General features: G+C 74.7%; 25 protein-coding genes and 1 pseudogene. 17 read left to right on the top strand and 9 right to left on the bottom strand.

Going from position 1 to position 25,669, the window contains the following annotated elements:
* Nucleotides 1-10: 10 nt before the first annotated feature.
* Entirely contained in the window at nucleotides 11-2,293 is a 2,283-nt protein-coding gene (locus ACQEU6_RS44585) for an FdhF/YdeP family oxidoreductase (RefSeq protein ID WP_499339847.1), read from the top strand.
* 55 nt (nucleotides 2,294-2,348) lie between these two features.
* Entirely contained in the window at nucleotides 2,349-2,978 is a 630-nt protein-coding gene (locus ACQEU6_RS44580) for a DUF1707 SHOCT-like domain-containing protein (RefSeq protein ID WP_499339846.1), read from the top strand.
* A 228-nt stretch (nucleotides 2,979-3,206) separates the two neighbouring features.
* On the opposite strand, the pseudogene ACQEU6_RS44575 reads toward ACQEU6_RS44580, so the two are convergent.
* Nucleotides 3,207-3,665: pseudogene (locus ACQEU6_RS44575) on the bottom strand (TetR/AcrR family transcriptional regulator); the annotation flags it as partial.
* A gap of 125 nt (nucleotides 3,666-3,790) precedes the next feature.
* On the opposite strand from ACQEU6_RS44575, the gene ACQEU6_RS44570 reads away from it, so the two are divergent.
* Nucleotides 3,791-4,804 (top strand): alcohol dehydrogenase catalytic domain-containing protein, encoded by a 1,014-nt coding sequence (locus tag ACQEU6_RS44570; protein ID WP_499339845.1) that lies wholly within the window; start codon nucleotides 3,791-3,793, stop codon nucleotides 4,802-4,804.
* Here ACQEU6_RS44570 and ACQEU6_RS44565 read toward each other — a convergent pair.
* The gene (locus ACQEU6_RS44565) at nucleotides 4,791-6,200 is read right to left on the bottom strand and encodes an amidase (RefSeq protein ID WP_499339844.1); all 1,410 of its coding nucleotides are present in this window, start codon (nucleotides 6,198-6,200) and stop codon (nucleotides 4,791-4,793) included. The two genes, ACQEU6_RS44570 and ACQEU6_RS44565, sit on opposite strands and share 14 nt — an antisense overlap.
* A 2-nt stretch (nucleotides 6,201-6,202) precedes the next feature.
* A complete protein-coding gene (locus ACQEU6_RS44560) occupies nucleotides 6,203-7,216 on the bottom strand; it encodes a D-2-hydroxyacid dehydrogenase (protein WP_499339843.1) in 1,014 nt (337 codons plus the stop codon).
* Between the two features lie 301 nt (nucleotides 7,217-7,517).
* Between ACQEU6_RS44560 and ACQEU6_RS44555 the strand changes: the two genes are divergently transcribed.
* The 6 genes from ACQEU6_RS44555 to ACQEU6_RS44530 all read left to right on the top strand — a co-directional run bounded on the left by ACQEU6_RS44555 (nucleotide 7,518) and on the right by ACQEU6_RS44530 (nucleotide 13,429).
* Entirely contained in the window at nucleotides 7,518-8,000 is a 483-nt protein-coding gene (locus ACQEU6_RS44555) for a DUF3830 family protein (protein ID WP_218907397.1), read from the top strand.
* Between the two features lie 16 nt (nucleotides 8,001-8,016).
* The gene (locus ACQEU6_RS44550) at nucleotides 8,017-8,778 is read left to right on the top strand and encodes a maleate cis-trans isomerase family protein (RefSeq protein WP_499339842.1); all 762 of its coding nucleotides are present in this window, start codon (nucleotides 8,017-8,019) and stop codon (nucleotides 8,776-8,778) included.
* A 35-nt stretch (nucleotides 8,779-8,813) separates the two neighbouring features.
* On the top strand, nucleotides 8,814-9,602 hold the full coding sequence (locus ACQEU6_RS44545) for a maleate cis-trans isomerase family protein (RefSeq protein ID WP_499339841.1): 789 nt from the start codon (nucleotides 8,814-8,816) through the stop codon (nucleotides 9,600-9,602).
* 21 nt (nucleotides 9,603-9,623) lie between these two features.
* The gene (locus ACQEU6_RS44540) at nucleotides 9,624-10,283 is read left to right on the top strand and encodes a GntR family transcriptional regulator (RefSeq protein ID WP_499339840.1); all 660 of its coding nucleotides are present in this window, start codon (nucleotides 9,624-9,626) and stop codon (nucleotides 10,281-10,283) included.
* A gap of 115 nt (nucleotides 10,284-10,398) precedes the next feature.
* Nucleotides 10,399-11,652: an aspartate aminotransferase family protein gene (locus tag ACQEU6_RS44535; protein WP_499339839.1), complete on the top strand. Its 1,254-nt coding sequence runs from the start codon at nucleotides 10,399-10,401 to the stop codon at nucleotides 11,650-11,652.
* Between the two features lie 292 nt (nucleotides 11,653-11,944).
* Nucleotides 11,945-13,429: an NF041680 family putative transposase gene (locus ACQEU6_RS44530; protein ID WP_499339838.1), complete on the top strand. Its 1,485-nt coding sequence runs from the start codon at nucleotides 11,945-11,947 to the stop codon at nucleotides 13,427-13,429.
* A 22-nt stretch (nucleotides 13,430-13,451) separates the two neighbouring features.
* On the opposite strand, the gene ACQEU6_RS44525 is transcribed toward ACQEU6_RS44530, so the two are convergent.
* Nucleotides 13,452-13,601: a hypothetical protein gene (locus tag ACQEU6_RS44525; protein WP_499339837.1), complete on the bottom strand. Its 150-nt coding sequence runs from the start codon at nucleotides 13,599-13,601 to the stop codon at nucleotides 13,452-13,454.
* Here ACQEU6_RS44525 and ACQEU6_RS44520 point away from each other — a divergent pair.
* Both ACQEU6_RS44520 and ACQEU6_RS44515 read left to right on the top strand, forming a co-directional pair.
* On the top strand, nucleotides 13,567-13,884 hold the full coding sequence (locus ACQEU6_RS44520; protein ID WP_499339836.1) for a TetR family transcriptional regulator C-terminal domain-containing protein: 318 nt from the start codon (nucleotides 13,567-13,569) through the stop codon (nucleotides 13,882-13,884). The two genes, ACQEU6_RS44525 and ACQEU6_RS44520, sit on opposite strands and share 35 nt — an antisense overlap.
* Nucleotides 13,885-13,931: 47 nt before the next feature.
* Entirely contained in the window at nucleotides 13,932-15,071 is a 1,140-nt protein-coding gene (locus ACQEU6_RS44515) for an acyl-CoA dehydrogenase family protein (RefSeq protein WP_499339835.1), read from the top strand.
* A 51-nt stretch (nucleotides 15,072-15,122) separates the two neighbouring features.
* Here the strand turns inward: ACQEU6_RS44515 and ACQEU6_RS44510 are convergent, their stop codons facing one another.
* Nucleotides 15,123-15,980, bottom strand: a complete 858-nt coding sequence (locus tag ACQEU6_RS44510) for an esterase/lipase family protein (RefSeq protein ID WP_499339834.1) — start codon at nucleotides 15,978-15,980, stop codon at nucleotides 15,123-15,125.
* Between the two features lie 195 nt (nucleotides 15,981-16,175).
* The gene (locus tag ACQEU6_RS44505; RefSeq protein ID WP_499339833.1) at nucleotides 16,176-16,835 is read right to left on the bottom strand and encodes a TetR/AcrR family transcriptional regulator; all 660 of its coding nucleotides are present in this window, start codon (nucleotides 16,833-16,835) and stop codon (nucleotides 16,176-16,178) included.
* A 118-nt stretch (nucleotides 16,836-16,953) separates the two neighbouring features.
* On the opposite strand from ACQEU6_RS44505, the gene ACQEU6_RS44500 reads away from it, so the two are divergent.
* Together ACQEU6_RS44500 and ACQEU6_RS44495 are read left to right on the top strand one after the other, a co-directional pair.
* A complete protein-coding gene (locus ACQEU6_RS44500) occupies nucleotides 16,954-18,381 on the top strand; it encodes an MFS transporter (RefSeq protein ID WP_499339832.1) in 1,428 nt (475 codons plus the stop codon).
* On the top strand, nucleotides 18,378-18,758 hold the full coding sequence (locus tag ACQEU6_RS44495) for a cupin (RefSeq protein ID WP_499339831.1): 381 nt from the start codon (nucleotides 18,378-18,380) through the stop codon (nucleotides 18,756-18,758). Before ACQEU6_RS44500 ends, ACQEU6_RS44495 begins: the two co-directional genes overlap by 4 nt.
* 47 nt (nucleotides 18,759-18,805) lie before the next feature.
* Here the strand turns inward: ACQEU6_RS44495 and ACQEU6_RS44490 are convergent, their stop codons facing one another.
* Complete coding sequence (locus ACQEU6_RS44490) at nucleotides 18,806-19,951, bottom strand: CaiB/BaiF CoA transferase family protein (RefSeq protein WP_499339830.1); 1,146 nt, start codon at nucleotides 19,949-19,951, stop codon at nucleotides 18,806-18,808.
* A gap of 76 nt (nucleotides 19,952-20,027) precedes the next feature.
* On the bottom strand, nucleotides 20,028-21,515 hold the full coding sequence (locus ACQEU6_RS44485; protein WP_499339829.1) for a hypothetical protein: 1,488 nt from the start codon (nucleotides 21,513-21,515) through the stop codon (nucleotides 20,028-20,030).
* 373 nt (nucleotides 21,516-21,888) lie between these two features.
* On the opposite strand from ACQEU6_RS44485, the gene ACQEU6_RS44480 reads away from it, so the two are divergent.
* Nucleotides 21,889-23,640 carry a serine/threonine-protein kinase gene (locus tag ACQEU6_RS44480; RefSeq protein WP_499339828.1) on the top strand — a complete coding sequence of 584 codons (1,752 nt, stop codon included), beginning with the start codon at nucleotides 21,889-21,891 and terminating at the stop codon, nucleotides 23,638-23,640.
* Nucleotides 23,641-23,661: 21 nt separating this feature from the next.
* Here ACQEU6_RS44480 and ACQEU6_RS44475 read toward each other — a convergent pair whose 3' ends face one another.
* Entirely contained in the window at nucleotides 23,662-24,477 is an 816-nt protein-coding gene (locus ACQEU6_RS44475; RefSeq protein ID WP_499339827.1) for a fibronectin type III domain-containing protein, read from the bottom strand.
* 17 nt (nucleotides 24,478-24,494) lie between these two features.
* Here ACQEU6_RS44475 and ACQEU6_RS44470 point away from each other — a divergent pair, with 17 nt between their 5' ends.
* Genes ACQEU6_RS44470 through ACQEU6_RS44460 form a run of 3 tightly spaced genes read left to right on the top strand, consistent with a single transcriptional unit; the run spans nucleotide 24,495 to nucleotide 25,658 of the window.
* Entirely contained in the window at nucleotides 24,495-24,845 is a 351-nt protein-coding gene (locus ACQEU6_RS44470) for a hypothetical protein (protein ID WP_499339826.1), read from the top strand.
* A gap of 3 nt (nucleotides 24,846-24,848) precedes the next feature.
* Nucleotides 24,849-25,358: a hypothetical protein gene (locus tag ACQEU6_RS44465; protein ID WP_499339825.1), complete on the top strand. Its 510-nt coding sequence runs from the start codon at nucleotides 24,849-24,851 to the stop codon at nucleotides 25,356-25,358.
* Between the two features lie 27 nt (nucleotides 25,359-25,385).
* Entirely contained in the window at nucleotides 25,386-25,658 is a 273-nt protein-coding gene (locus ACQEU6_RS44460) for a hypothetical protein (protein WP_499339824.1), read from the top strand.
* Nucleotides 25,659-25,669: the final 11 nt, after the last annotated feature.

Below are 25,669 nucleotides of genomic sequence, written 5' to 3'. Positions count from 1 at the left end.
GATGTGCCCTATGACGCGCAAGGCGCCCACCGGTGACTTCGACGAGTCCGGCCTGGAGGTCACGGAGCCGAAGACCTGGGCGGCGGGCGTTCCCGGGGTGACGGCCGCGCTGCGCCACTCCCAGGCGGAGATGGGCGTGCGGCGGACGGCGCTGACGCTGCTGCGCGTCAACCAGAAGCAGGGGTTCGACTGCCCGGGCTGCGCCTGGCCGGAGGGCGACCACCGGCACACCGCCGAGTTCTGCGAGAACGGCGCCAAGGCCGTCGCGGAGGAGGCCACGGTACGGCGCGTCACCCGGGAGTTCTTCGCCGCGCACGGCGTCGAGGATCTGGCCGGGCGCTCCGACCACTGGCTCGGGCAGCAGGGGCGGCTGACCGAGCCGATGGTGAAGCGCGCCGGGTCCGGGCACTACGAGCCGGTGTCGTGGGACGAGGCGTTCGGCCTGCTGGCGTCCGAGCTCAACGCCCTGGAGTCGCCCGACGAGGCCGTCTTCTACACCTCCGGGCGGACGAGCAACGAGGCCGCGTTCGCCTACCAGCTGTTCGCGAGGGCGTTCGGCACGAACAACATGCCCGACTGCAGCAACATGTGCCACGAGTCGTCCGGGTCCGCGCTGAGCGAGACGATCGGCATCGGCAAGGGCTCGGTGCTCCTGGAGGACCTCTACCGGGCCGACCTCGTCTTCGTCGTCGGCCAGAACCCGGGGACGAACCATCCGCGGATGCTGTCGGCGCTGGAGCGGGCGAAGAGGGAGGGCGCCCGCGTCATCGCCGTCAACCCGCTGCCCGAGGCGGGGCTGATGCGGTTCAAGAACCCGCAGCGCGCCTCCGGGATGGCCGGGCGGGGCACGGCGCTCGCCGACCGGTTCCTGCAGATCCGGCTGAACGGCGACCTCGCGCTGTTCCAGGCGCTCAACCGGATGCTGCTGGAGTCGGACGCGCCCGGCGCCCTCGACCGGGAGTTCCTCGACGCCCACGCGCACGGTTTCGAGGCGTTCCGCGAGCACGCCCTCGGCCTGGACTGGGACGACGTGCTGGAGGCGACCGGCCTCACCCGCGCGGAGATCGCCGCGACGCTGGGCGACGTCCTGGCCGCCGAGCGGATCGTCGTCTGCTGGGCGATGGGCCTCACCCAGCACCGCAACTCCGTGCCGACGATCCGCGAGATCGTCAACTTCCTGCTGCTGCGCGGCAACATCGGCCGGCCCGGCGCCGGCGTCTGCCCGGTGCGCGGCCACTCCAACGTGCAGGGCGACCGGACGATGGGCATCTGGGAGCGGCCGAAGCCGGCCTTCCTGGACGCCCTCGCCGCCGAGTTCGGGTTCGAGCCGCCCCGCGAGCACGGCCTGGACACCGTCGAGGCGATCCGCGCCATGCGCGACGGCAGGGCGAAGGTGTTCCTCGGCATGGGCGGCAACTTCGTCCGCGCCACCCCCGACTCCGCCGTGACGGAGGCGGCCCTGCGGGGCTGCCGGCTGACCGCGCAGGTGTCGACCAAGCTCAACCGGTCGCACGCGGTCACGGGCGAGGTGGCGCTGATCCTCCCCACGCTCGGCCGCACCGAGCGCGACATGCGGGAGACGGGGCCGCAGGTCGTCTCCGTCGAGGACTCCATGGGCATGGTGCACGCCTCCCGCGGCCGCCTCGCCCCGGCGTCGGCGCACCTGCTGCCGGAGGTGTCGATCGTCTGCCGGCTCGCGAGGGCCGCGCTGCCCGGCTCGGACATCGGCTGGGAGGCGATGGAGCGCGACTACGACGTGATCCGCGACCACGTCTCCCGGGTCGTCCCCGGCTTCGAGGACTTCAACGCCCGCCTCCGCGAGCCCGGCGGCTTCACGCTCCCCCACGCGCCCCGCGACGAGCGCAGGTTCCCGACGGCGACCGGCAAGGCCAACCTCACGGTGAACGAGCTGGAGGTCCTGCGGGTCCCGGAGGGGCGGCTGCTGCTGCAGACACTCCGCAGCCACGACCAGTACAACACCACCATCTACGGCCTGGACGACCGCTACCGGGGCATCAAGGCGGGACGCCGCGTCGTGCTCGTCAACCCCGCCGACCTGGCCCGCCTCGGCGTCGGCGACGGCGCGACCGTCGACCTCGTCTCGGAGTGGCCTGACGGCGCCGAGCGCCGCGCCCCCGCCTTCCGCGCCGTCTCCTACCCGACCGCGCCGGGCTGCGCGGCGGCCTACTTCCCCGAGACGAACGTCCTGATCCCGCTCGACAGCACCGCCGAGATCAGCAACACCCCCACGTCCAAGTCCGTCGTCGTCCGCCTGGAACCGCCCGGGGCCTGACCCCGCGGCGGATCGGGCCTACGGCGGGGGCGGCGTCCTGGTCTAGGCTGCGGGCATGACGAACCTCCCCGAGCATCCCGGGACGCCCGGAACGCCGGAGATGCGGGCCGGTGACGCCGACCGCGAGCAGGTCGCGCAGGTGCTGCGGGACGCGGCCGGCGATGGGCGGCTCACGCTGGCCGAGCTGGACGAGCGGCTGGACGCGGTGTACGCGGCGAAGACCTACGCGGAACTGGAGCCGATCACCCGCGACCTGCCGTCGCCGGGCCGGGCGGCGCCCCCGGCGACCGGGGCGGACTGGCGGCCGGTGGAGGGCGCGCCGTCCTGGCGGAGCGGCATCGGGATCATGAGCGGATTCCGCCGCGCGGGCGTGTGGAACGTGCCCCGCCGGTTCCGGGCGTTCGCGTTCTGGGGCGGCGGCAAGATCGATCTGCGCGAGGCCCGGTTCGCTGAGGGCCAGGTCGTGATCCGGGCGCTCGCGGTCATGGGCGGGTTCGAGATCATCGTGCCAGACGACATCACCGTGCACGTCAACGGGCTCGGGATCATGGGCGGGTTCGACCAGCGGGCGAGCGGGCCCGGCGTGCCGGGCTCCCCCACGGTCGTGGTGAAGGGCCTGGCGTTCTGGGGCGGCGTCAGCGTGAAGCGGCGGAAGCGCCCCGGGAGCAAGAAGACACGGGACTAGTCGGCCAGGCGGTCCAGCCACTCGCCGAGCAGCGCCGCCTCCGAGGCGGTCAGCCCGGTCGGCGGGGCGGACCCGAGCGCCGCCCTCAGCGCCACCGCGCGGGCCGCGAGGGGCGCCCGCCGGACCGCCGCCGCCGGAGGTCACGGCGGCGAGGACGGCCTCGCGCGTGCGGACCGACGCCTCCCGGTCGGCGGCGCCGCCGGACGGTCCCGCGATCAGTGTGAGGGCGACCCCGATCCCGGCGGCGTGGATCATGCGGGCGGCGGTGGCGACGGGGACGCGGAGCCGTCCCGCGCGGGCCGCCGCCTCGACCAGGCCCAGCAGGATGCCGTACGCCTCCTCCGCGGCGGCCGGCCTCCGGGGCGTCCCGTACATCAGCGTGTAGAACGCGGGATGGGTCACGGCGTACTCGATGTGCAGGTCCCAGCCGCGGCGCAGGTCCTCGACCGGGTCGCCGGCGCCGCCCTGCGCCCGCTTGGTCGCCAGGTACTCCTCGAACCCGTGGGCGGCGACGGCGTCGAACAGGCCGCGCTTGTCGCCGAAGTGGTGGTAGAGCGTCGGCGCCCCGACCCCGGCGGCGGTGCACACGGCCCGTGTCGAGACCGGCTCGCCGCCGGCCTCGGCGAGCAGCCGCGCCGCCGCGCGCAGGATGCGGTCGCGGGTGTCGGGGTCCTTCTGAGCGGTCACAACAACGATGTTACAAAAACTTTCCGAGCATCGCTATGCCGAGTCATATAGCGCGGGTACAGTCATTGCTATACCGATGCTACGAACGGCCGGACGGCCGTCACGACACGAGAGGGGGCGCCGCCATGCGCAGCGCCGTGCTCACCGCCCCGGGCGGGCCTCTGGAGATCGTCGAGCGCGAGGAGCCCCGGCCCGGCCCCGGCGAGATCCTGGTGCGGGTGACCGCCTGCGGGATGTGCTTCTCCGAGGTCAACCACCTGCGGGGGCACTACCCGTTCGGGACGTTCCCCGTCGTCCCCGGGCACGAGATCAGCGGCGTCGTCGCCGCGCTCGGCGAGGGCGTCGACTGGCCGGCGGCCGGCACCCCGGTCGGCGCCGCCTGGCTGTACGGGTCCTGCGGGCACTGCGACGAGTGCGCCCGCGGCGACCAGATCCTGTGCACGGGCGCGCCGAAGCAGGTCACCGGCGTCAACCGCGACGGCGGGTACACCGAGTACTTCGTCGGCCGCGCCGGGTTCGCCACACCGCTGCCGGACGGCCTGGACCCGGTCGCGGGCGCGCCGCTGATGTGCGCCGGCCTCACCGCGTTCAACGGACTCCGGCAGGCCGGGGCCGCCGCCGGGTCGAAGGTGGCCGTGCTCGGCACCGGCGGCGTCGGGACGATGGCCCAGCGGTTCGCCGCCGCGATGGGCGCCCGCGTCGCCGTGGTGTCGAGGTCGCGCCGCGCCGAGAAGGAGGCCCTGGCCCTCGGCGCCGACCTGTTCGTCGCGACCGACGAGCGGGACCCGGCCGAGGCGCTGCGGTCGTGGGGCGGCGCCGACCTGGTGGTCAACACCGCGCCCGACACCGCGACCGGGCTCGCCGCGTTCGGCGGCCTGCGCCCGGACGGGACCCTGCTCTACCTCGGCATGGGCGCCGAGGACGTGACCCTGCCGCCGATGGCCCTCGTCAGCGGGCGGCTGCGGGTGATGGGCGTGCCGTCGGGCTCCCCGCACGACCTGCGCGACACCCTGGCGTTCGCGGTGGCGCACGGGATCGTCCCCGAGGTCACCCCCGTCACGCTGGACGAGGCGCCGCGCGTCCTCGCCGCGATGGACGAGGGCGCCCACCGGGGCCGCGCGGTGATCACCTTCGCGTGAACCGCCTCCACGGCCGCGCCCGCTCGTAGGCGGCGCAGGCGGCCATCACCAGGCCGTCGGCGTGCCGGGCGCCGACGACCTGGAGGCCGACGGGCAGGCCGCGGGAGGTGAAGCCGCAGGGCAGGCTCGCCGCGGGCTGCTGGGTCATGTTGAACGGGTAGGTGAACGGGGTCCAGCTCGTCCAGCGCGGGGACGGCGACCCCGGCGGGACCTCCAGGCCGGCCTCGAACGCGGCGATCGGCGTCGTCGGGGTGAGCAGCAGGTCGTAGCGCTCGTGGAACACGCCCATCAGCCGGCCGAGCTCCATGCGGCGGGCCGTGGCCGTGAGGTAGTCCAGCGCCGAGTACCGCGCGCCCTGCTCGCAGATCTCCCGCAGGCCCGGGTCGAGCAGGCGCCGCTCCTCGGGCGACAGGTGATCGACGACCTTGGCGGCCCCCGCGAACCACAGGACCTCGAACGCCTCGACCGGGTCCCCGAAGCCGGGATCGACCTGCTCGACCTTGGCGCCGAGCCCGGCGAAGACCTCGGCGGCGGCCGCGACCGGGGCCGCGACCTCCGGGTCGACCGCCGCGAACCCGAGGTCGGGACTGAACGCGACGCGCAGGCCGGTCAGGTCGTCGCGCCCGGCGCCGGGGGCCCCGGCCTCGGCGAACGCGATGTCCGGCGGCGGCAGCGACGACCAGTCGCGGCCGTCGGCGCCGCAGACGGCGTCGAGCAGCAGGGCCGCGTCCGCCACGGTGCCCGTCATCGGGCCGATGTGCGCGAGCGTCCCGAACGGGCTCGCCGGGTAGTGCGGGATGCGGCCGTACGTCGGCTTGATCGTGAAGGTGCCGGTGAACGCGGCGGGGATGCGCACCGAGCCGCCCCCGTCGGTGCCGAGCGCCAGCGGCGCCATGCCCGCCGCGACCGCCGCCGCCGCGCCGCCGCTCGACCCGCCCGGCGTGCGGGAGGGGTCCCACGGGTTGCGGGTGACGCCGGTCAGCGGGTTGTCGGTCACGCCCTTCCACGCGAACTCCGGCGTCGTCGTCTTGCCGACGAACACCGCGCCCTGCTCGCGCAGCCGGGCGACGGACGGCGCGTCCTCGTCCCACCGGCCGGCGGGGTCGATCGTCCTGGAGCCGCGCAGCGTCGGCCAGCCGCGGGTGAGCAGGACGTCCTTGACGGAGACCGGGACGCCGTCCAGCGGCCCGAGGGTCGCGCCGCGCCGCCACCGCTCGGTCGCGGCGCGCGCCATGTCGAGGGTGGTCTCCTCGTCGAGGAGGCAGAACGCGTTCAGCTCCGGGTCGTCCCGCTCGATCCGGGCGAGGACGGCCCTGGCGGCCTCCTCCGGGGACAGCGTCCCGGCCCGGTACTCCGCGAGCAGTTCGGTCGCGGTCAGATCGGCCGCATCGGCCATGGCTACCCCCTCTGGTGTGATGCCGCCCGCTCCGCGCCCACGTAGCCGAGGCGCTTGTCCACGACGTTGCGCAGCGGGCGGCCGGACACGTGGCGGCCGAGGTTGTCGGCGAACAGGCGGACCAGTTCGTCCCGCCAGCCGACGACGTCGCCGGACATGTGCGGGGAGACGATGACGCCGGGCAGGTCCCACAGCGGCGAGGACGGCGGCAGCGGCTCGTCCTCGAAGACGTCGAGCGCGGCGCCGGCGATCCGGCCCGCGCGCAGCGCCTCGACGAGGTCGTCCTCGGCCACCAGGCCGCCGCGGCCGACGTTGACGAGCCGCGCGGACGGCCGCATCCGCCTCAGCGCCGCGGCGTCGATCATGCCCCGGGTCTGCGGGGTGAGGGGCGCGGCGAGCACGACGTAGTCGGCGTCCGCGAGCGCCTCGCCGAGCCGCTCCATCGGGTGGACGACGCCGAGGTCGGGGTCGGCGTCGCGGGCGGTGCGCCCGGCGCCGGAGACGGCCAGGCCCGCCGCCGACAGCCGGCGGCCGATCGCGCGGCCGATCGGACCGGTGCCGACGACCAGCGCGCGGGCGCCGGTGATCCGCTCGGTCTCGCGGTGCCGCCAGCGCCGCTCGCCCTGGAGGCGGAGGGTGGTGTGCAGGTCCTTGGCGAAGGCCAGCACCAGCCCGAGGACGTACTCGGCGATCGGCTCGTCGAAGACGCCGCGCGAATTGGTGACAATAGTGTCACTGTGAGTGAGTTCGGGGAACATGAGCCGGTCGACGCCGGCACTGGCGATGTGGACCCACCCCGGGCCGCCGGACTCCGGCCACGCGCCGGCCAGGGCGTCCGACAGGAAGTCCCACACGAACAGGACGTCGGCGCCGGGAAGCGCCTTCGCCAGCTCTGTTTCACGCACGTAACGGACGCGCGCGAGGCGCTCCGCCTCCTCCATGCCGCGCGGATCGACGTCGCCCACGAGGACCACCACGTCGGGCGGGCCACCGGATGCGTGCTGAGCAGGGTCCATCGGCGTCACTTCCGGGGTGTGGTTTACGAGAAGGCAACGGCGGGAGGCATTGACACGCTAGGAAGCGTTCGTAGGATTGTCAACAATCAACGCGGTGCACCGCGGCCCCGGGCACCGCGCTGAGATATGTGCTGCAAGACCGTCGCAACCGCTGCCCAGCAGGGCCAGGACGGATCCCAGAGCGCTCTAACAGCCCCCGTCCGGGGGTGTGGGGGGACGGCCCCCACGAACATGGAGAGTCCTTCGGGTGGCGACGCTCTCGCCCACCCCTGTTCACGGGGAGGTCAGCATGTCCAAGCTCATGACCATCACTCTGGAGCGCCGCGGCGTGTCGTGCGTCGCCGAGCTTCTGGAGAAGGACGCGCCGCGAACCTGCGAGGCGGTCTGGAACGCTCTACCCCTCGGAGGCGAGGCGTACCACGCCAAGTACGCCCGCAACGAGGTCTACACGATGGTCCAACGGTTCTCCGAGGAGGAGGTCGGCCTGGAGAACCCCACCGTCACTCCCATCCCGGGCGACGTCGTCTACTTCTCCTTCCCCGGCGGGATGCTCGACCGGAAGTTCAAGGAGGAGAAGAACATCCACGCGCTGCCGGGCGTCATCGATCTCGCGATCTTCTACGGCCGCAACAACCTGCTGCTGAACGGGGACGTCGGCTGGGTCCCCGGCAACGTCTACGCGACGATCGTCGACGGCCTGGACCGCATGGCCGAGGCGTGCAACGACGTGTGGCGGTCCGGCGGCGTCGGCGAGCGCCTCGTCTACGCGCGCGCAGAGTCCTAGAGTGGCGGCCACGCAGATGACATTCGACCCCTCCCTGGTCGTCGGCCCCGAGCTGCTCGCCCAGCACGGCATCGGGGTGGTCGCGCCGTTCGACTTCGCCCTCGACCGGGAGCTGTGGCGCTGGACGCCCGACGACGTCTCGCTGTTCATGACCCGGCTGCCGTACGTGCCGGTCCCCGTCACGGTGGAGATGGCCTCCGCCCTGTCGGACCAGTCGATCGTCCGGCAGGCGACCCGCGACGTCCTCGCCCCCGAGCCGCTCGCGGTGGCCTACGCGTGCGCGTCGGGCAGCTTCATCCGCGGCAAGGCGGGCGAGCTGCAACTGCACCAGTCGATGCTCCAGGCCGGCGCGCCGGTCTCGACGACGACCTCGGGCGCGCTGGTGGAGTCGCTGCGGCTGCTCGGCGCCCGGCGCATCGCGGTCGTCACGCCCTACATCGACGCCGTCACCGAGCGGCTCGTGTCGTTCCTCGGCGAGCACGGGATCGAGGTGGTCTCCTCCGTGGGGCTGGGGCTGCTCAGCCACATCTGGAAGGTCGGCTACGGCGAGATCGTGTCGGCGGTGTCGGCGGTGGACAACGCCGAGGCCGAGGCCGTCTTCATCAGCTGCACGAACGTCCCGACCTACGACATCATCGCGCCGCTGGAGCAGATGATCGGCAAGCCGGTGCTGACCGCCAACCAGGTGACGATGTGCTCGGCGCTGCGCGCCATGGGCCGGTCGGCGTCCGGTCCCGGGCAGTCCCTGGTCGGGCTCGCTCCCAGCACGGCCGCGTAGCCGCCATGATCCCCGAAGGTAGGATTGACGACCACATGCGACAGAACGGGTTGCGCGCGGGGTTCCTCTACCCCGGCTACAGCGCCGAGGACGACTACCCCGCCATCGAGCGCGCCCTGCGGAAATCAGGAACGGGAGAGGTCAGCCTCCCGGTCGTGCACACGCTGATGCGCGAGGACGCCCACCGCGTCGACGCGCTGCTGGACATCGGCGGCGCCGACGTGCTCGGCGACGGCGCCCGCGCGCTCCGCGGCCTCGGCGTGGAGGCCGCGGTGTGGGCGTGCACCAGCGGGAGCTTCGTGTTCGGCTGGGACGGCGCCGCGCAGCAGGTCGCGGGCGTCCGCGAGGCGGCGGGCGTGCCCGCCTCCAGCACGTCGTTCGCGTTCGTGCACGCGGCGCGGGCCCTCGGCGTGACCCGGGTCGCGGTCGCCGCGACCTATCCGGCCGACGTCGCCGAGCGGTTCGCGGCGTTCCTCGCCCACGCCGGCATCGAGGTGGTGGCGCTGTCCTGCCGGGGCATCGTCACCGCCGCCGAGGTCGGCACCCTCGGCCGCGACGAGGTGCTGGCGTTCGTCGCGGCCAACGACCATCCGGACGCCGAGGCGGTGCTGGTGCCCGACACCGCGCTGCACACGGTGTCCTGGCTCGACGAGCTGGAGGCGCGGGTCGGCAAGCCGGTGCTGACCGCCAACCAGGTGAGCGTCTGGGAGGGGCTGCGGCTCGCGTCCGGCCCCGCGGGGCTCCCGCCGCGCACCGGGCTGGGCCGGCTGTTCTCCGTCCCCGCCGCCGTCCCCCTGCACGGGCGACATGCCTGGCAGCCGTGAGTAGACGAAAGGGAACCGCGCATGGGCCGACTGGGTGAGCTGGAGCCTGTTCCCCGCAAGTCGACGGTGGAGATCGTCTCGGACGAGCTGCGCTCGGCGATCATGTACGGGTCGCTGGAGCCCGGCGCGCAGCTCGGCGAGGCCGAGCTCGCCGCGCGCCTCGGCATCAGCCGCGGGCCGCTGCGCGAGGCCATGCAGCGCCTCGTCCAGGAGGGGCTGCTGGTCAGCGAGCCGCACCGCGGGCTGTTCGTGATCACGCTGGACGAGGGGGACGTCGAGGACGTCTACCTCGCCCGGCTCGCGATCGAGCGGTCGGCCTGCCGGCTGATCATGGACCGGAACCGGGGCGAGGCGGTGGTCCGGCTCACCGAGGCGCTGGAGGCGCTGGTGGCCGCCGCCCGCGAGCGCGACCGGGTCGCGATGAGCGACGCCGACCAGGCGTTCCACGAGGTGCTGGTCAGCTCGTCGGGCAGCCCGCGGCTGGAGCGGATGGCGCACACGCTGCTGGTGGAGACGCGCATGTGCCTGAACGCGCTGCAGGACACCTATCCCGAGCCCGCCGACCTCGTCGAGGAGCACCGGCGGCTCGTCGACGCGATCGGCGACGGGGAGGAGGAGCGGCTGCTCACCCTCATCGAGGAGCACATGACCGACTCCATCCACCGGCTCCGCGAGTCCTGAAGCCACTTCCGGACAGGCCCCCTGGCCTCCGGCTCGCCGCACCGCACGGGCCCCTGGACAACCGGTCCCGGGCCACCTACATTGCAGATTGTCGACAATCTACCGGAGGGACGTCATGGCGACGCTGTCTCCCCTGCTCAAGCAGGCCACCCCCGTCCTCGCCGAGCGCGGCGAGGGCGTCTACCTCTACGACGCCGAGGGCCGCCGGCACCTGGACTTCACCGCGGGCATCGGCGTCGTCAACACCGGCCACTGCCACCCGCGCGTGGTCGAGGCCGCGCAGCGGCAGGCGGGCACGCTCATCCACGGCCAGTACACGACCGTCATGCACCGGCCGCTGCTGCGGCTGACCGAGGCGCTCGGCGAGGTGCTGCCGGAGGGCCTGGACTCGCTGTTCTTCCTCAACAGCGGCAGCGAGGCGGTCGAGGCCTCCATCCGGCTGGCCCGGCATGCCACCGGCCGGCAGAACATCGTCGTCTTCCACGGCTCCTTCCACGGCCGGACGATGGGCGCCGCCGCGCTCACCACGGCGGGCACGAAGTTCCGCGCCGGGATCGGCCCGCTGATGCCGGGCGCCGCGATCGCGCCGTTCCCGCAGGCCTACCGGTACGGGTGGTCGGAGGAGGAGGCGACGCGGTTCGCGCTGCGCGAGCTCGACTACCTCCTCGTCACCGCGAGCCCGGCGTCGGACACGGCCGCGTTCGTGGTCGAGCCCGTCCTCGGCGAGGGCGGCTACATCCCCGCGCCGCCCGCGTTCCTGGAGGGGCTGCGCGAGCGCGCCGACCGGCACGGCATCCTGCTGATCGTGGACGAGGTGCAGACCGGCTTCGGGCGGACCGGCCGGTTCTGGGGCCACGAGCACTCGGCCGCGCGCCCGGACGTCCTGATCACGGCCAAGGGCCTGGCGAGCGGGTTCCCGCTGTCGGCCATCGCGGCGCCCGCGGCGCTGATGGAGAAGGCCCGCCCGGGGTCGCAGGGCGGCACGTACGGGGGCAACGCGGTCGCGTGCGCCGCCGCGCTCGCCACCCTCCAGGTCGTCGCCGACGAGGACCTGGTCGGCAACTCCGCCGTGCAGGGCGCCCGGCTGAACGACGGGCTCCGCAAGGTCGCCGCCGACCACCCGGCGATCGGCGACGTGCGCGGGCTCGGGCTGATGCAGGCCAGCGAGTTCACCACGCCGGACGGCGAGCCCGACGCCGCCGCCGCGGCGCGGGCGCACGGGGCCGCCGCCGAGCGCGGGCTCCTGCTGCTGACCTGCGGCGCGTACGGCAACGTCGTCCGGATGATCCCGCCGCTGATCGTCACCGGGGAGCAGATCGACGACGGGCTCGCCCTGTGGGCCGACGCCGTCGCCGAGGCCCTCGCGTAGACCTTTCACAGTCCCGGCCCACTTCGCTCGCCTGGCGGCTGTGTTTCAAAAGTCCCGGCCCACTTCGCTCGCCTGGCGGCTCGCTACGTGACCGGGCCTGGGGCGAACGCGGCATCGCTTCGCGATCTGCCCGGTTCCGCTCGCCTCCGGCTTCGCTCCACCGGGCAGTTCACGCGTTCGCGCGCGTGGCCGAGGACTTTCGGGACAGACCCCAAGCTTGTTCTTTAAGCGGCCTGGCCGCCCGGTGGTGATCTGCGGTGTTTGGCGGACATGGGACGGCCTCCACGTGATCATGTGTCAACGACCAAGAAGACATGTGATCGACCGTGGAGGCCGTGGGTTGAGTCTGCTGGATGAGCGCGCTGGTGTCGATGAGCGCAGCGTGTTGTCCCGGTTCCGGGCGGGTTTCTTCGGGTGCTTGACCGCGCGGGCGGACGTGTTGTTCGAGCTGACGGACACGGTGCTGTGCGCGGACGGGCCGGTGAAGACGCTGGTGGATCTGACCTTGGTGCCCGAGCACCGGCGCGGGCACGGTGCCCTGCACGACGGGCTCAACTCTGGCCGGATCGACGTGGCGCGGCCGCGTTGGGCGCTGGCGGCGTTGCCGCCGCCTCGGGCGGCGGGCGGGCGGATCGTGCTGGCCGTCGACGTCAGCCCGTGGTTGCGGCCGGACGCGGCGACCTCGCCCGACCGGCTGTTCTGCCACGTCTACGGGCGAGCCAAGAGCCAGTCCCAGTTCATCCCGGGCTGGCCGTACTCGTTCGTCGCGGCGCTGGAGACGGGCCGCACCTCGTGGACGGCGGTGCTGGACGCGGTGCGGCTCGGCCCCGCCGACGACGCCACCGCGGTCACCGCCGCCCAGCTGCGCCAGGTGGTGGAACGCCTGCTCGCAGCCGGGCGGTGGCGTGACGGCGACCCTGACATCCTGATCGTCTGCGACGCCGGCCACGACGTCACCCGGCCGGCGTTCGCCCTGCGTGATCTGCCCGTCGAACTGGTCGGCAGGATCCGTTGCGACCGGGTGCTGCGGCTGCCCGCACCGCCCCGCGACCCGCACTTCATCGGACGGCCGCCACGGCACGGCGGCGAGTTCGCCCTGGCCAACCCGGCGACCTGGCCGCAGCCGCAGCACACCACCACGACCCGGACGGCGCGGTACGGCACCGCGACGGCGATGTCGTGGGACCGGCTGCGTCCACGCCTCACCCACCGCGCCGCCTGGCTCGACCACGAAGGCAGGCTGCCCATCATCGAGGGCACCCTGATCCGGCTGGAGGTCGAGCGCATCCCCGGCACCGGTGACCCCAAACCGGTCTGGCTGTGGTCCTCGGCCACCGGCGCGACCGCCGACCATGCCGACCGGCTCTGGCACGCCTTCCTGCGGCGCTTCGACCTCGAACACACCTTCCGGCTGTTCGAACAGACGCTGGGCTGGACCCGTCCCAAGCTCCGCACCCCCCAGGCCGCCGACCGCTGGACCTGGATCGTCATCGCCGCCCGCACCCGACTCCGGCTCGCCCGACGGCTCGCCGACGACCTACGACGACCCTGGGAGAAACCGGCCGAGCCCGGCCGGCTCACCCCCGCCCGTGTCCGCCGCGGGTTTCGGAACATCCGCCCGACCCTCGCCTGCCCGGCCAGCGCACCGAAACCCACCACACCCGGCCCCGGACGACCGCCGGGCTCCACCAACCGCCAGCCCGCCACCATCCACGACGTCGGCAAAACGATCAGACGCGAGACAACCCTCACCGCTCGCTTCGGCCAGGCAGCTTAAAGAACAAGCCAAGGGCCTGGGCTCAGCGCGGGTCCTTGGGGCCGGTCCTGCGGTAGACGATCACCAGGGCGACCACGACCACGATCAGGGCCGCCAGGACGATCCCTCCCTTGATCAGCCGGTCCAGCAGCAGGTCGATGAGGACGTCACCCTCGTCGGCGGCCAGGGTCACCGGTCGCCCCCCGTCCGGCGGTGCCCGGCCCGGTCGAGGTAGTGCAGGGCGGGCGGCCCGCCACGCCGGCGCCCTGCGCCCCGGGCTGGACGTCGAACTGGAGGCCGCGCGGGCGCACGCGCTGGTGGACGGCCTGTCCGCGCATGCCGTCCTGCGGCCCGAGAGCACCGGCCCGGCGGACCTGCGGGCCGTGCTGCGACGGCACGTCAGCGAGCTGACCGGCGTGCCCGCGGGCGACCTGCCCGCGGCGCCCGACCTGGACGACCTGCGCGCCGGGGAGTGACGCGCCGCCTGCTAGATTCCGAACCTCGTTCTACACGAGGAGGCGCGTTGGACCCCTGGCAGACCCCGGAGCGCGCGGCGCTGCGCGCCCTGGTCCGCGACTTCACCGCGCGGGAGATCACGCCGTTCCTCGCCGGCTGGGAGGACGCGGGCGAGCTGCCCCGCTCCCTGCACGTCCGCGCCGCCGAGGCGGGGCTGCTCGGCGCCGGGTTCCCGGAGGAGGCGGGCGGGTCCGGCGGGGAGCTGTTCGACGCGCTGATCGTCGCGGAGGAGATCATCCAGTCCGGCGGGTCGGGCGGCGTGGTCGCCTCCCTGTTCACGCACGGGATCGCGCTCCCCCACATCATCGCCTCCGGCGACGCGGCGCTCATCGACCGGTTCGCGCGGCCGGCCCTCGCCGGCGAGCTGATCGGCGCGCTCGGCGTCACCGAGCCCGGCACCGGGTCGGACGTCGCGGGCATCCGCACCACCGCCGTCCGCGACGGCGGGCACTACGTCGTCGACGGCGCCAAGATGTTCATCACCTCGGGCGTGCGGGCCGACTTCGTCACCGCGGCGGTGCGGACGGGCGGGCCCGGCTTCGAGGGCATCTCCCTGCTGGTCGTGGAGAAGGGCGCCCCCGGCTTCACCGTGTCGCGGCCGCTGCGCAAGATGGGCTGGCTCTGCTCCGACACCGCCGAGCTGTCGTTCGACGGCGTCCGCGTCCCCGCGGAGAACCTGGTCGGCGCGGAGAACAGCGGGTTCGTGCAGATCGTCCAGAACTTCGTGACCGAGCGGCTCTCCCTCGCGGTCCAGGCCTACGCGACGGCGCAGCGCTGCCTGGACCTCACCCTGGCCTGGGTCAGGGACCGGGAGACGTTCGGGCGGCCCCTGGCCTCCCGGCAGCTCGTCCGGCACAAGATCGTCGAGATGGCGCGGCGGACCGACGTCGCCCGCGCCTACACCCGCGCGGTCGCCGAACGGCACGCCGCCGGGGAGGACGTCCTCACCGAGACCGCCTACGCCAAGAACACCGCCGTCCTCGCCTGCGAGCACGTCGTGCACGAGGCCGTCCAGCTGCACGGCGGGATGGGCTACATGCGCGAGTCGGAGGTGGAGCGCCACTACCGCGACGCCCGCATCCTCGGCATCGGCGGCGGCACCAACGAGATCATGAACGAGATCGCCGCCAAGCGCCTCGGGCTCTGACGCGGCGCCCGGCGGTGAAAGGGGAGGCCGCCGGGCGCCGCCGTCCACGGGTCAGCCGAGGGGCTTGGCGCAGTCGATGGGCCAGTACGGGCCCCAGACGTCGAGCGAGTTCAGCACGAACTCGACCATCACCGGGTCGAAGGCGATGCCGACGTGCGCGTTGGCGTCGTTCGGGCACTTGTCCTGGAGCAGGACGTTCTGCGCGTTGGAGCCGTTGAGGAACTCCGAGGTGTAGGGCGTGACGACCTCGTCGTACTTGGTGGACAGCACGACGTAGGTGGGGCCGGGCACGGTGTCGCCGCCCTCGTTCAGCTTCTTCAGGAAGTCCGAGCCCACGATCTGCTGGCCCGCCGCCGGCGCGGCCTTCACGACCGCCTGCGTGATGCCGAGCAGGCCGCCCAGCTCCACCAGCCCGGACATGTTGGTGCCGTGGTTGGACGGCACGACGCCGACCAGCTTGTTCACCTTCGCGGCGCCGCCGAGGAACTTCATGTAGTACCGCGGCATCATGCCGCCCTGCGAGTGCCCGACGATGTCGACCTTGGACGCCCCGGTGGAGGCCGTGACCCTGTCGACGAACGCCGACAGCTGACCGGCCGACGTCGGGATGTCGTCGATCCCCTGGACGGGGCCGTCCTTCGGGCCGCCGTAGTTGAGGGCGTAGACGCAGTACCCGGCCTTCTTCAGCGCCGGGGAGAGCTTCTGCCAGTTGAACGCCATGTTCTCGAACGTGCCGTGGACGAGCACCACGGGGCGGGTGTGGAGGAACGAGGGCTTGCAGTTCCAGTCGTTCGCCCCCTCCGGGCTCGTCTCGGCGTGCGCGGCGGGCGCGACCGCCCCGGCCAGGCCGAGCGCGGCGGGGACCGCCGTGGCGACGACCGCCCACGAGCGGAGTCGGTTGAAACGCATGGGCATCTCCCTAAGGCGGGCACGACGGGAAAGGCCGTCGTCCGGCCTTCGCGGTCGCCGTGTCGATCGGGGGTGGAGTGCCCACAAGGTACGGCCGCGTTCCGTCGCGGTCTTGTGGGATGACCGCCGGTTACCGCGGGGGAATTGTCAGCCGGCTCACAATCGGCCCGGCGCGAGGCGGCGTGGCCTGCGGCCTCATTCGCGGGTGAGCCCGTCGACGAGCGCGCGCAGGCCGTCGAGGTAGGTGTCCTGCGCGGTCAGCGCCGCCCACCGGCCCGACAGGGACGCCAGCCGCGGCAGCTCCGCCGGGTCGAGGCCGGCGAAGACCCGGTCGCGGTAGGTGGGCCGGTCGTCGCCGGCGCGCCGGCGCGCGGACGCGGCCCGCACGAGGATCTCCCCCGCCGTGTAGTACCAGACCGCCCGGTAGCCGTGGACGGCCTGCTCGATGGTGAGACCGCACTCCATCAGGGCGTCCACGATCCGCTCGTTGAACCAGAGCGCCTCCTGCGCCATCAGGTCGTCGGCGGTGAGCACCTCCACGATCCACGGGCAGCCCGCCAGCGTCTCGCGGATGGCCGCGGCCAGCACGACGACGCGCTCGCGGGGGTCGCCGGGCAGCTCGGGCCTGCGCAGCGTCCGGGCGGCGTAGTCCTCCAGCAGCAGGAGCAGGAGCTCCTCCTTGTCGCGCACATGGTGGTAGAGCGCCATCGGCGTGCTGCCGACCTCCTTGGCCAGCCGCCGCATCGTGAGCCGGCCGGCCCCCTCCTCGTCCACGATCCGGCGGGCGGTCTCGATGATCTCCGCGCGGGAGATGCGGGGCGGCCTGCCGCCGCCGCGCCGCTCTGGGGACGCCATCCCCTCATCATCGCGCACGGGCGCGCCCGTAGACCCGCGCATGGGCGCGCCCGTAGACCCGCGCATGGGCGCGCCACCGGCTGGACAGGCGGGCGCGGCTCCGCCTACATTTCTATACATGTACAAAAAATCGAGACCCGGGGTGGTGCTGGCGGCCGCGTCCGTCGCCCAGTTCGTCGTCGCCCTGGACATGGCGGTGGTCAACGTCGCGCTGCCCGCGATCCGGACGTCCCTCGGCTTCGCCCCGGTCGACCTGGCCTGGGTCGTGCACGTCTACGCCCTCACGTTCGGCGGGTTCCTGCTGCTCGGCGGCCGGGCGGGCGACCTGTTCGGGCGGCGCCGGCTGTTCGTCCTCGGCCTCGCGGTCTTCGGCCTCTGCTCGCTCGCCGGCGGCCTCGCCCAGGCGCCCTGGCAGCTCGTCGCCGCCCGCGCGGGGCAGGGAGCGGGCGCCGCGGCGGTCGCCCCCGCCGCGCTCGCGCTGCTGACGACGACGTTCGAGGGCCGCGCCCGCGTGCGGGCGCTCGGCGTGTGGAGCGCGGTGAACGCGGCGGGCGGCGCCCTCGGCGTCCTCGCGGGCGGCGTCCTGACCGAGTACGCGGGCTGGCGCTGGGTGATGCTCGTCAACCTGCCCATCGTCGCGGCCGCCCTGGCCCTCGTCCCGGCGGGCGTCCCCGCCGCGCGGGCGGCCGCGCGGGAACGGGCGGACGTGCTCGGCGCGGTGCTCGCCACCGGCGGCATCGGGCTCCTGGTGTTCGGCGTCGTCCGCACCGACACCCGCGGCTGGACCTCCGCGGCGACCCTCGCCTCCCTGGGCGCGGCGGCGGTCCTCCTCACGGCGTTCGTGTTCGCCGAGTCCAGGTCGCCGGCCCCGCTCGTCCGGCTCGGCCTGCTGCGCGGCCCCTGGGTGGCCGGGGCGAACCTGATCGTGTTCTTCGCGGCCGCGGGCCAGTTCTCCGCCTTCTACTTCGTGTCCCTCTACATGCAGCAGGTCCTGCGCATGGGCGCGGCCGAGACGGGCGCGGCGTTCCTGCCCTTCTCCGCCGGGCTCGTGGCCGGGACCGCGGCCGCCACCCGCCTCACCTCGGCCCGCTCGCCGCGCGCGTCGCTGGTCCCGGGCGGCCTGCTCGCCGCCGCGGGGCTCGGCTGGTTCGCCCTCATCAGCCCCGGCGGCGGCTTCCTCACCGACGTCCTCGGGCCGTCCCTGCTGTGCAGCGTCGGCACCGGTCTCGTCCTCGCGCCGGTCGCCGTCGCCGCCACCACCGGCGTCGCGCCCCGCGAGGCGGGCATGGCCTCGGGCCTGCTCAGCAGCTCCCGCCAGCTCGGGGGCTGCGTCGGCCTGGCGGCCCTCGCGACCGTCGCCGCCCACCGCACCGGCGGCGCCGCGAACGCGAACGCGCTGAACGACGGCTACGCGCTGAGCCTCGCCGTCTCCGCCGCCCTCTTCCTCATCGCGGCGGCGATCGCCGCGGCCCTCCCCCGTACCGCGGCGTCCGCCGCCTCCTCCCCCGCACCCAAGGAAGACCGACTGGAAGGAACACGCCCGTGAATCCGATCGACATGTTCGCCTCCGCCCTCACCTTCGGCCCCGGCGGCGCGGTCCGCGCGGCCGAGCGCCGCATGACCGGCGACGACGGCGACTGGCAGATCGCGGCGTTCCGCGTCGAGACCGACGAGGACGTCCACGCCGACCACTGGGAGATGCACCCGGCCGCCGAGGAGGCGGTGTGCTGCCTCTCCGGCGGCCTGCGGATCTACCTGCGTCCCGAGGAGCCCGGCGGCGAGGAGGAGATCCTGCGGCTGCCCGCCGGCACGGCCGCCGTCGTCCCGCGCGGCCGCTGGCACCGCCTGGAACTGGACGCCCCGAGCGACGTCATGTCCGTCACCCTCCGCGGCGGCACCCGTCTGGAGAGGCGCACGGCCTGACGCGCCCCCGGCGGCCGCGTCCGAGGCGGGCGCGGCCGCCGGGGCGGTCAGGCCTGGGACACCGCGCCTTCCCTGAGGAGGGCCTCGACGTCGTCGAAGCCCAGGTCGTCCAGGACGGCCCTGGTCTGGCCCCCGGGAAGGACGGGGACGCCGTCGGTGCCGGCCGGGGTCCGGGAGAAGCGGGGGGCCGGGGCCGGCTGGCGGTGGCCGGCGAGTTCGGGGAAGACGTCGCGGGAGGTGTTGTAGGGGTGCTCGGCGGCCTCGGCCATCGACAGGACGGGGGCCACGCAGGCGTCGCTGGGGACGAAGACGTCCGTCCACTCCTCGCGGGTCCTCGTGCGGAAGGCGGCGGCGAACCGCTCGCGCATGGCGGGCCACCTCTCCCGGTCGTACTGGGCGGGCAGGTCCTCCCCGTCGAGGCCGAGCCGGCGGAGGAACTCGGCGTAGAACTGCGGCTCGATGGCGCCGACGGCCATGTGGCGGCCGTCGGAGGTCTCATAGACGTCGTACCAGGGGGCGCCGGTGTCGAGCATGTTGACGCCGCGGCGGTCCTCCCACATGCCGCCCGCGAGGAAGCCGTGGATGAAGGTGGACAGGTGGGCGGTGCCGTCGACGATCGCGGCGTCGACGACCTGGCCGCGCCCGCTCGCCCGCGTCTCCAGCAGGGCGGCGAGGACGCCGGTGACGAGGTACATGCTGCCGCCCGCGAAGTCGCCGAGCAGGTTCATCGGGACCTGGGGCGGCCCGCCCGCGCGGCCGATCGCGTGCAGGGCGCCGGTGATCGCGATGTAGCCGACGTCGTGGCCCGCGGCGTGCGCCAGCGGCCCCTCCTGCCCCCAGCCGGTCATCCGCCCGTAGACCAGGCGCGGGTTGCGGGCGAGGCAGTCGCCGGGGCCGATGCCGAGCCGCTCGGTGACGCCGGGGCGGAACCCTTCGAGCAGGACGTCGGACTTCTCCACCAGGCGCAGGACGACCTCCCTGCCGCGCTCGTTCTTGAGGTCGACGGCGATCGACCGCTTGCCGCGGTTGGTGAAGTCGGTGCCGCCGGCGCTCGCGCCGTCCCGGACGGCGGAGGCGCGGTCGACGCGGATCACGTCGGCGCCGAGGTCGGCCAGCAGCATCGCCGCGAACGGCCCCGGGCCGATCCCGGCCAGCTCGATCACCCGCACTCCGGAGAGCGGCCCGTTGCCCATCTGCGACTCCCTGAATCTCGTTCGGTACCCCCTCCAGTGTGCCCGATCCAGGTAAGCGGATGCTGACCGGCCCGCCCTACCGGGCGGTGAGGGTCACGGGCGTGCCGGGGACGCCCCCGGCGACGAGGAGGCGGTCGCGCGTCGCCGGGCTCCGGACCCCCTCGGCGTGCGGGACGAGGCCGCGTCCCGCCGCTGCCAGGTAGTACCAGCGGCCCGACGGGGCGCGCCACCACGTGCCGCTGACCGGGCGCAGGACGTCGCAGGCGCCCGTGGCCGGGTTCCGGGCCCCGAGCAGGGTCGCGTACGCGGCGGCGCCGCCGTCGGCGTACGCCAGCCGGGTGCAGGCCCAGTCGGCGTGGTTCCCGCCGTGCGGCAGCGTCCCCGACCAGAAGTCGAACGCCATGGCCGCGGAGACGGGCCGCGCGGGCGCGGGCGCCGCGCAGGCCAGCCTCTTCCAGAACGACCGGGCGGAGCGGCCGAGCGCGGCCGGACGGTCGGGGCCTCCCGGGCGGCGGTCCGGCGCGCGGTAGCCGAGGACGGCGGCGCGCGGGCCGCCGAGGTCGCCGACCGTCCGCGCGCCGAGGTGGAAGAGCGGGCCGCGGCCGCAGTCGGTGCCGGGGCCGACGGGGGCCGTCACGCCGCCGGACGTGGCGAGCCGCCGCCCGGCGAAGGTCTCCGGGCGGACCTCCCAGGGCGCGAGGAGGTAGCGCCCGCCGCCGAGGGCGATCGGCGCGGACGGGTCGGCGCCGATCGCGGCGACGTCGAGGCGTCCGGAGGCGTAGCGGGCCAGGAGGCCGCCGCTGCGCATCACGGCGAGGGGCGCGCCGTCCACCCGGCCGGCGTACAGGAGCTGCGCGACACCGCTGCCGGGGCGGCGCCCCGCGGGCGCGGCCGCCCACGCGGCGGCGGCCCGCCGGCCGAGCGCCCGGTCGCCGGCGAGGTCGCCGCGGGCGGGCCAGACGTCGAGGGAGCGGGCGCCGCGCGTCCAGGCGTCCGGCGCCGCCTGGACGAGGCCGAGGCCGCGGGCGGACGCTTCGCGCGGGCCCTCCCGCTCGGTCACCAGGAGGGCGCCGACCAGCGCGCCGGTGAGCAGGACCGCGGCCGCGAGCGGGAGCACCGAGCGGGTGCGGACGGGGCGCAGCAGATCCGGCTCGAACCGGTCGGCGCGGCGGGGCGCCGGCACCTCGACGTCCTCGGCGGCGCGGATCACCGGCCAGGGGTCGCGCACCCGCAGCTCGATCAGCTGGTCGTGGACGGCGTAGCGGGGCATCCCCTCCACGTTCCGCAGGACGTAGGCGGCGCGGACGTGGGGGTCGAGCCTGGACAGCGCCGAGGTCAGCGCCGGGTCGGGCAGGCGGGCGGGCAGCGCGCGCAGCCACGGGCCGAGGCCGATCTGCAGGCGGCGGGACGGGCGCAGCGCCCGGCGCAGCACGCGGGTGCGCCGCCGGGCGTGCCCGGCGGCGGAGCGGTCGCGGGCGCCGCGCGCGGTGGAGTCCACGATCCGGCGGGCGATCGCCAGCCGGTAGACGCGCTTTCCCCGTCCCGGTAGAACGAAATACGCCATCCGGACAAGGTCACCATAAGCCGATTCGGCCGGCGGCGTTTCCCTTTGCGGATTCGTCATGACATCGTCCGTCACGGCGGGACACTCCCTCTGGGGCCGTTCCTTCCTCGCGAACCCCGAGGTTAGGCCGGAAGAGCCGGCACCGGAGTGCAATTGGCATAACGATTAACCGGGTGGAGGGAAATGTCATTTCATTTCCGCACGAGGCCGGGCCGGCGGTCGGACCGGGCCTTCCCGGCGAGAGCGCCACGCCCGTTTCCTCCCCGTACTACGCTGTTGCCCCGGGGGAACCGCCCCGGGCCGCACCGCATCGAATGACCGCGCCCCGCCGCACCCCGGACGAGACGAGCGACCGAGAGGGAACCCCCGACCCATGACCGAGGAAGTTCCGGGCTACCGGGTGCTCGAGAAGGTGGGCGAGGGCGGGTTCAGCATCGTCTACCGCGCCCACCAGGAGCGCCTGGACCGGATGGTCGCGCTGAAGGTCCTGTCGATCAGCGCGGTCGACGACGCGGCCATGCGGCGGTTCCAGCGCGAGTGCAAGATCACCGGGCGGCTCTCCGGGCATCCGAACATCGTGACCGTGCTGGACACCGGGACCACCCGGTCCGGGCGCCCCTACATCGTGATGGAGTACTTCGAGCACGGCGCGCTCACCGACCGGCTCACGCGGGAGGGGCCGCTGCCGCACCCCGAGGTGCTGCGGATCGGGGTGAAGATGGCGGGCGCGCTCGCCGCCACCCACGAGACCGACGTCCTGCACCGGGACGTCAAGCCGCAGAACGTGCTGCTGTCGCGGTACGGGGAGCCCGCGCTCGCCGACTTCGGCATCGCCCGCCTGGTCGACAGCTTCGACGCCACCCACACGCAGGCGTTCACCCCGCACCACGCCGCCCCCGAGGTGCTGGAGGGCAGGCCGCCGGGCATCGGGTCCGACCTCTACTCGCTCGGCTCGACGCTCTACCAGCTGCTGGCCGGGCGGCCCGCGTTCAAGGGGCCGCCCCGCGAGGGCATCGCGCCGCTGATGCTGCGGATCCTGAACGACCCGCCGCCGCCGATCCCCCGCCCCGACGTCCCCCAGCAGGTCACCGACGTCATCGTCCGCGCGATGGCCAAGACGCCCGAAGAGCGGTTCGCGAGCGCCGTGGAGTTCGCGCGGGCGCTCCAGCGCGTGCAGGCCGAGCTGAGGCTGCCGGTGACGGACGTGGCGCACAGCGGCCTCGGCGCCCCGGCGGCGCCGGACGCGGGCCCGCTCCCCTCGTTCCCCGACACCTCCGCCCCGCCGCCGTCACCCGCCCCGCCGTCACCCGCCCCGCCGCCGCCCGCTCAGGCGACGGCGGCGCAGGCGCCGCCCCTGCCCGCCGCGCCTCCGCCGGCCCCGGCGCCCGTCGCCGCGCCGAAGCCGCCGCCGTCGCCGTGGGCGCCGAACGCCTTCCCGCCGCGGCCTCCGGACGCGTCCCTCCCCCAGGAGGGCCCGCGGCCGGCCCCGGAGGCCGCCTGGCCCCCGTCCCCGGCGCTCCAGAGGGGCGACCAGCACGCGAACGGCTCCTCCACGACGCCGCACACCGCACCGCGCACGGCACCGCAGGAGGGTCCGCACCAGACCACCTGGGACCAGCCGCACGACGGGCCCCGACGTGGCCTGATCGTCGTGGGCGGGATCGTGCTCGCCGGCGGGCTGGCCCTCGGCGTCGGGGCGCTCGCGCTGTCCGGAAACGGCGGCGGCAAGGGCGGGACCGCAGCGAAGTCGACGCCGCCGTCCCAGACCGTCCCGCAGGGGCAGGCCACCCAGGCCCCGCAGCCGATCCCCGCCTCGCAGCTGGCGGCGACCCGCCCGCGCAAGGTGGTCGCGCGGCAGGTCGGCCGGTCGGCGGCGCTGCTCTGGACGCTGCCGCCCGCCGCGCGCGGGCTGCCGCTGCTCGTCCAGCAGCAGCCCGCCGGGACCAAGGCGATCGTGACGGTGAGGGCGGGCTCGCAGTCGGCGACCATGCCGGGCCTGCGGCCGAACACGGCCCACTGCTTCAAGGTCGGCGCGGTGCTGCGCCTCAACCAGGGCCAGGCGCCGGACGTCGCCTGGTCGGCGCCCGCCTGCGTCGGCAAGGCGAAGAAGCGCACCCAGCCGTGACGCTCGCGGAGGGGCCGCGGGTCAGGGCTCGCACGCCCAGACCGCCGGCCCCGCGGGGCTCCTCCAGTCGCCCGGCGTGTTGACCAGGTACCCGATGAGGTAGCCGGTCTTGCCGTTCCAGGTGATGCTGGCGTACATGTCGCCGGTGAGGCTGGAGTCCCTGGGGTGCGTGTAGCTCACGCCCTTCTTCTGGCAGTTCACGACGACGAGTTCGCCGTTGTTGTCGGTCATCGTGGCGACGGTCGTGCCGTTCTTGGCGTCGGCGGTGGCCCGGATGTAGGCGTTGGAGTTCCCGTTGCGTTCGACCGGGTACTTGGCCGCGGGCCCCGTGAGCCTGGCGTCGAGCGTCCCGGCGGCGCCCGTGCCCGCGCCGTTCACGGCGGCGACGGTGAAGGTGTAGGGCCCGTTCGTCCACACGTCCCCGAGCGTCGCGGTCATGGCCGTGCCCGCCGCGGCGGGCACCGTCCGGGTCCCGTCGACCGGGCCGTCCCAGCCGATCCGGTAGGCGGACGCGCCCGGCGGGGCCGTCCACGAGACCTTCGTCCCGGACGCGGTGGCCTGCGCCTTGAGGGCGGTCGGCGCGCCGGGCGTCACGCAGGGACGGGCGGGGTCGCTGGGCGCCGACACCTGCTCGCGGGTCCGCCCGCGGCCGTCCCGGTAGCGGACGGCGACGCGGAAGCGGTACTCGCGGGCGCAGTCGCCGCCGGTGACCGTGAACGCGAAGGGCCCGGCGCCCGGCGCGATCGCGGCCGGGCTCGCCGCGAGGCCGGGCGGGACGTCCTTCAGCGCGTACCCGGTGACCCCCTCGCCGTCCGAGGGCTGGAAGTCGATCCGCATCGTGCCCGCGCCGGGGGGTGACCGAGACGTTCAGCGGCGCGCCGGGCAGCGCGCCCGGACGCTGGCGGCGGGGGTCCCGCGGCGCGGTCCGCGGCGGCTGCGGGGCGCCGCCGTCGCCCGGCCGCGGGATGGCGCGGCGCCCGGGGCCGCCCGGGACCCTGTCCCGGTACTTGTCGATGCCCTTGCGGCCGCCCTGCCCGTCGATCACGACGGCGCGCGGGCCGGACGGGTCGTTCGCCCACAGCAGGCCGTCGCGGACGAAGACGTCCAGCGTGGCCGGCCGCCCGCTGACCGGGACGGGCTCCTCGAACCGGTTGCCCGCCGGGTCGTACACGAGCAGGGCGCCGGCCGTCTCGTCGGGGATGTAGACCTTGGACCCGAGCACCTGCGGCGGCCGGTACCGGTGCTTCGGCATGGCGAGGCGGGTGCTGGTGTACCGCCCGGTGTCGGTGTCGACGGTCACCAGCGACCCGGCGCCGGGCACCAGCAGCGGGACGGTCTTGCCCTCGGTGGCGGGCGGGGCGAGCACGCCGCCGCGGCCCGCCCGGCGGACGGTCGCGGGCAGCCCGATCGTCAGGCGCGTCCCGGACGGCCTGACGACGGTGACGGTGGCGGCCGTGGAGTTCACGACGACCGGGTCGCCCGCGGCCAGGGTGAGGGCGAGGTCGTCTCCCGGCCCGCCGACGCGGACGGGCGGCTGCGAGCGGCCGTCCTTGAACGCCGTGACCTGCCCCTCCTTCGCCACGGGCACCCACAGGGCGCCCCGCGCGTCGATGCCCGCCTGCCCGAGGACCGGCGGAAGCGCGGCGGGCGCCCCGACCGGCCCGAGGCCGACCGGGTCGATCTGCTGGAGGACGCCCTTGACCGAGTCGACCGTGTAGGCCTTCCCGGCGCCCGCGAGGACCTGGATGCCGCGGCCGAGCGGGCGGCTCGCGCCGACGTCCAGCTGGGAGGGGTCGAGGCGGCTGACGACGCCGGTGTCCTGGTCGATGATCAGCACGGTGGCGCCGTCCTGGACGATCCTGATGTCGTGGCCGCGCATCTGCGGGGGCACGCCGGTCTTGCCGTCCACCTTGGCCGCGGGCCCGTTGACGTGCACGACGAGGCCCTTGTCCCGCGCGCTGAGCCAGGCGCCGACGTCGGCGATCCGGTACTTGGCGCTCGCCACGCCCACCCCGTAGACGACGGCGGC

The organism is Spirillospora sp. CA-108201 (genome assembly GCF_050936235.1).
In the GTDB taxonomy this organism is placed as follows: domain Bacteria; phylum Actinomycetota; class Actinomycetes; order Streptosporangiales; family Streptosporangiaceae; genus Spirillospora.
This window is presented reverse-complemented; position numbering and strand designations above follow the sequence as displayed.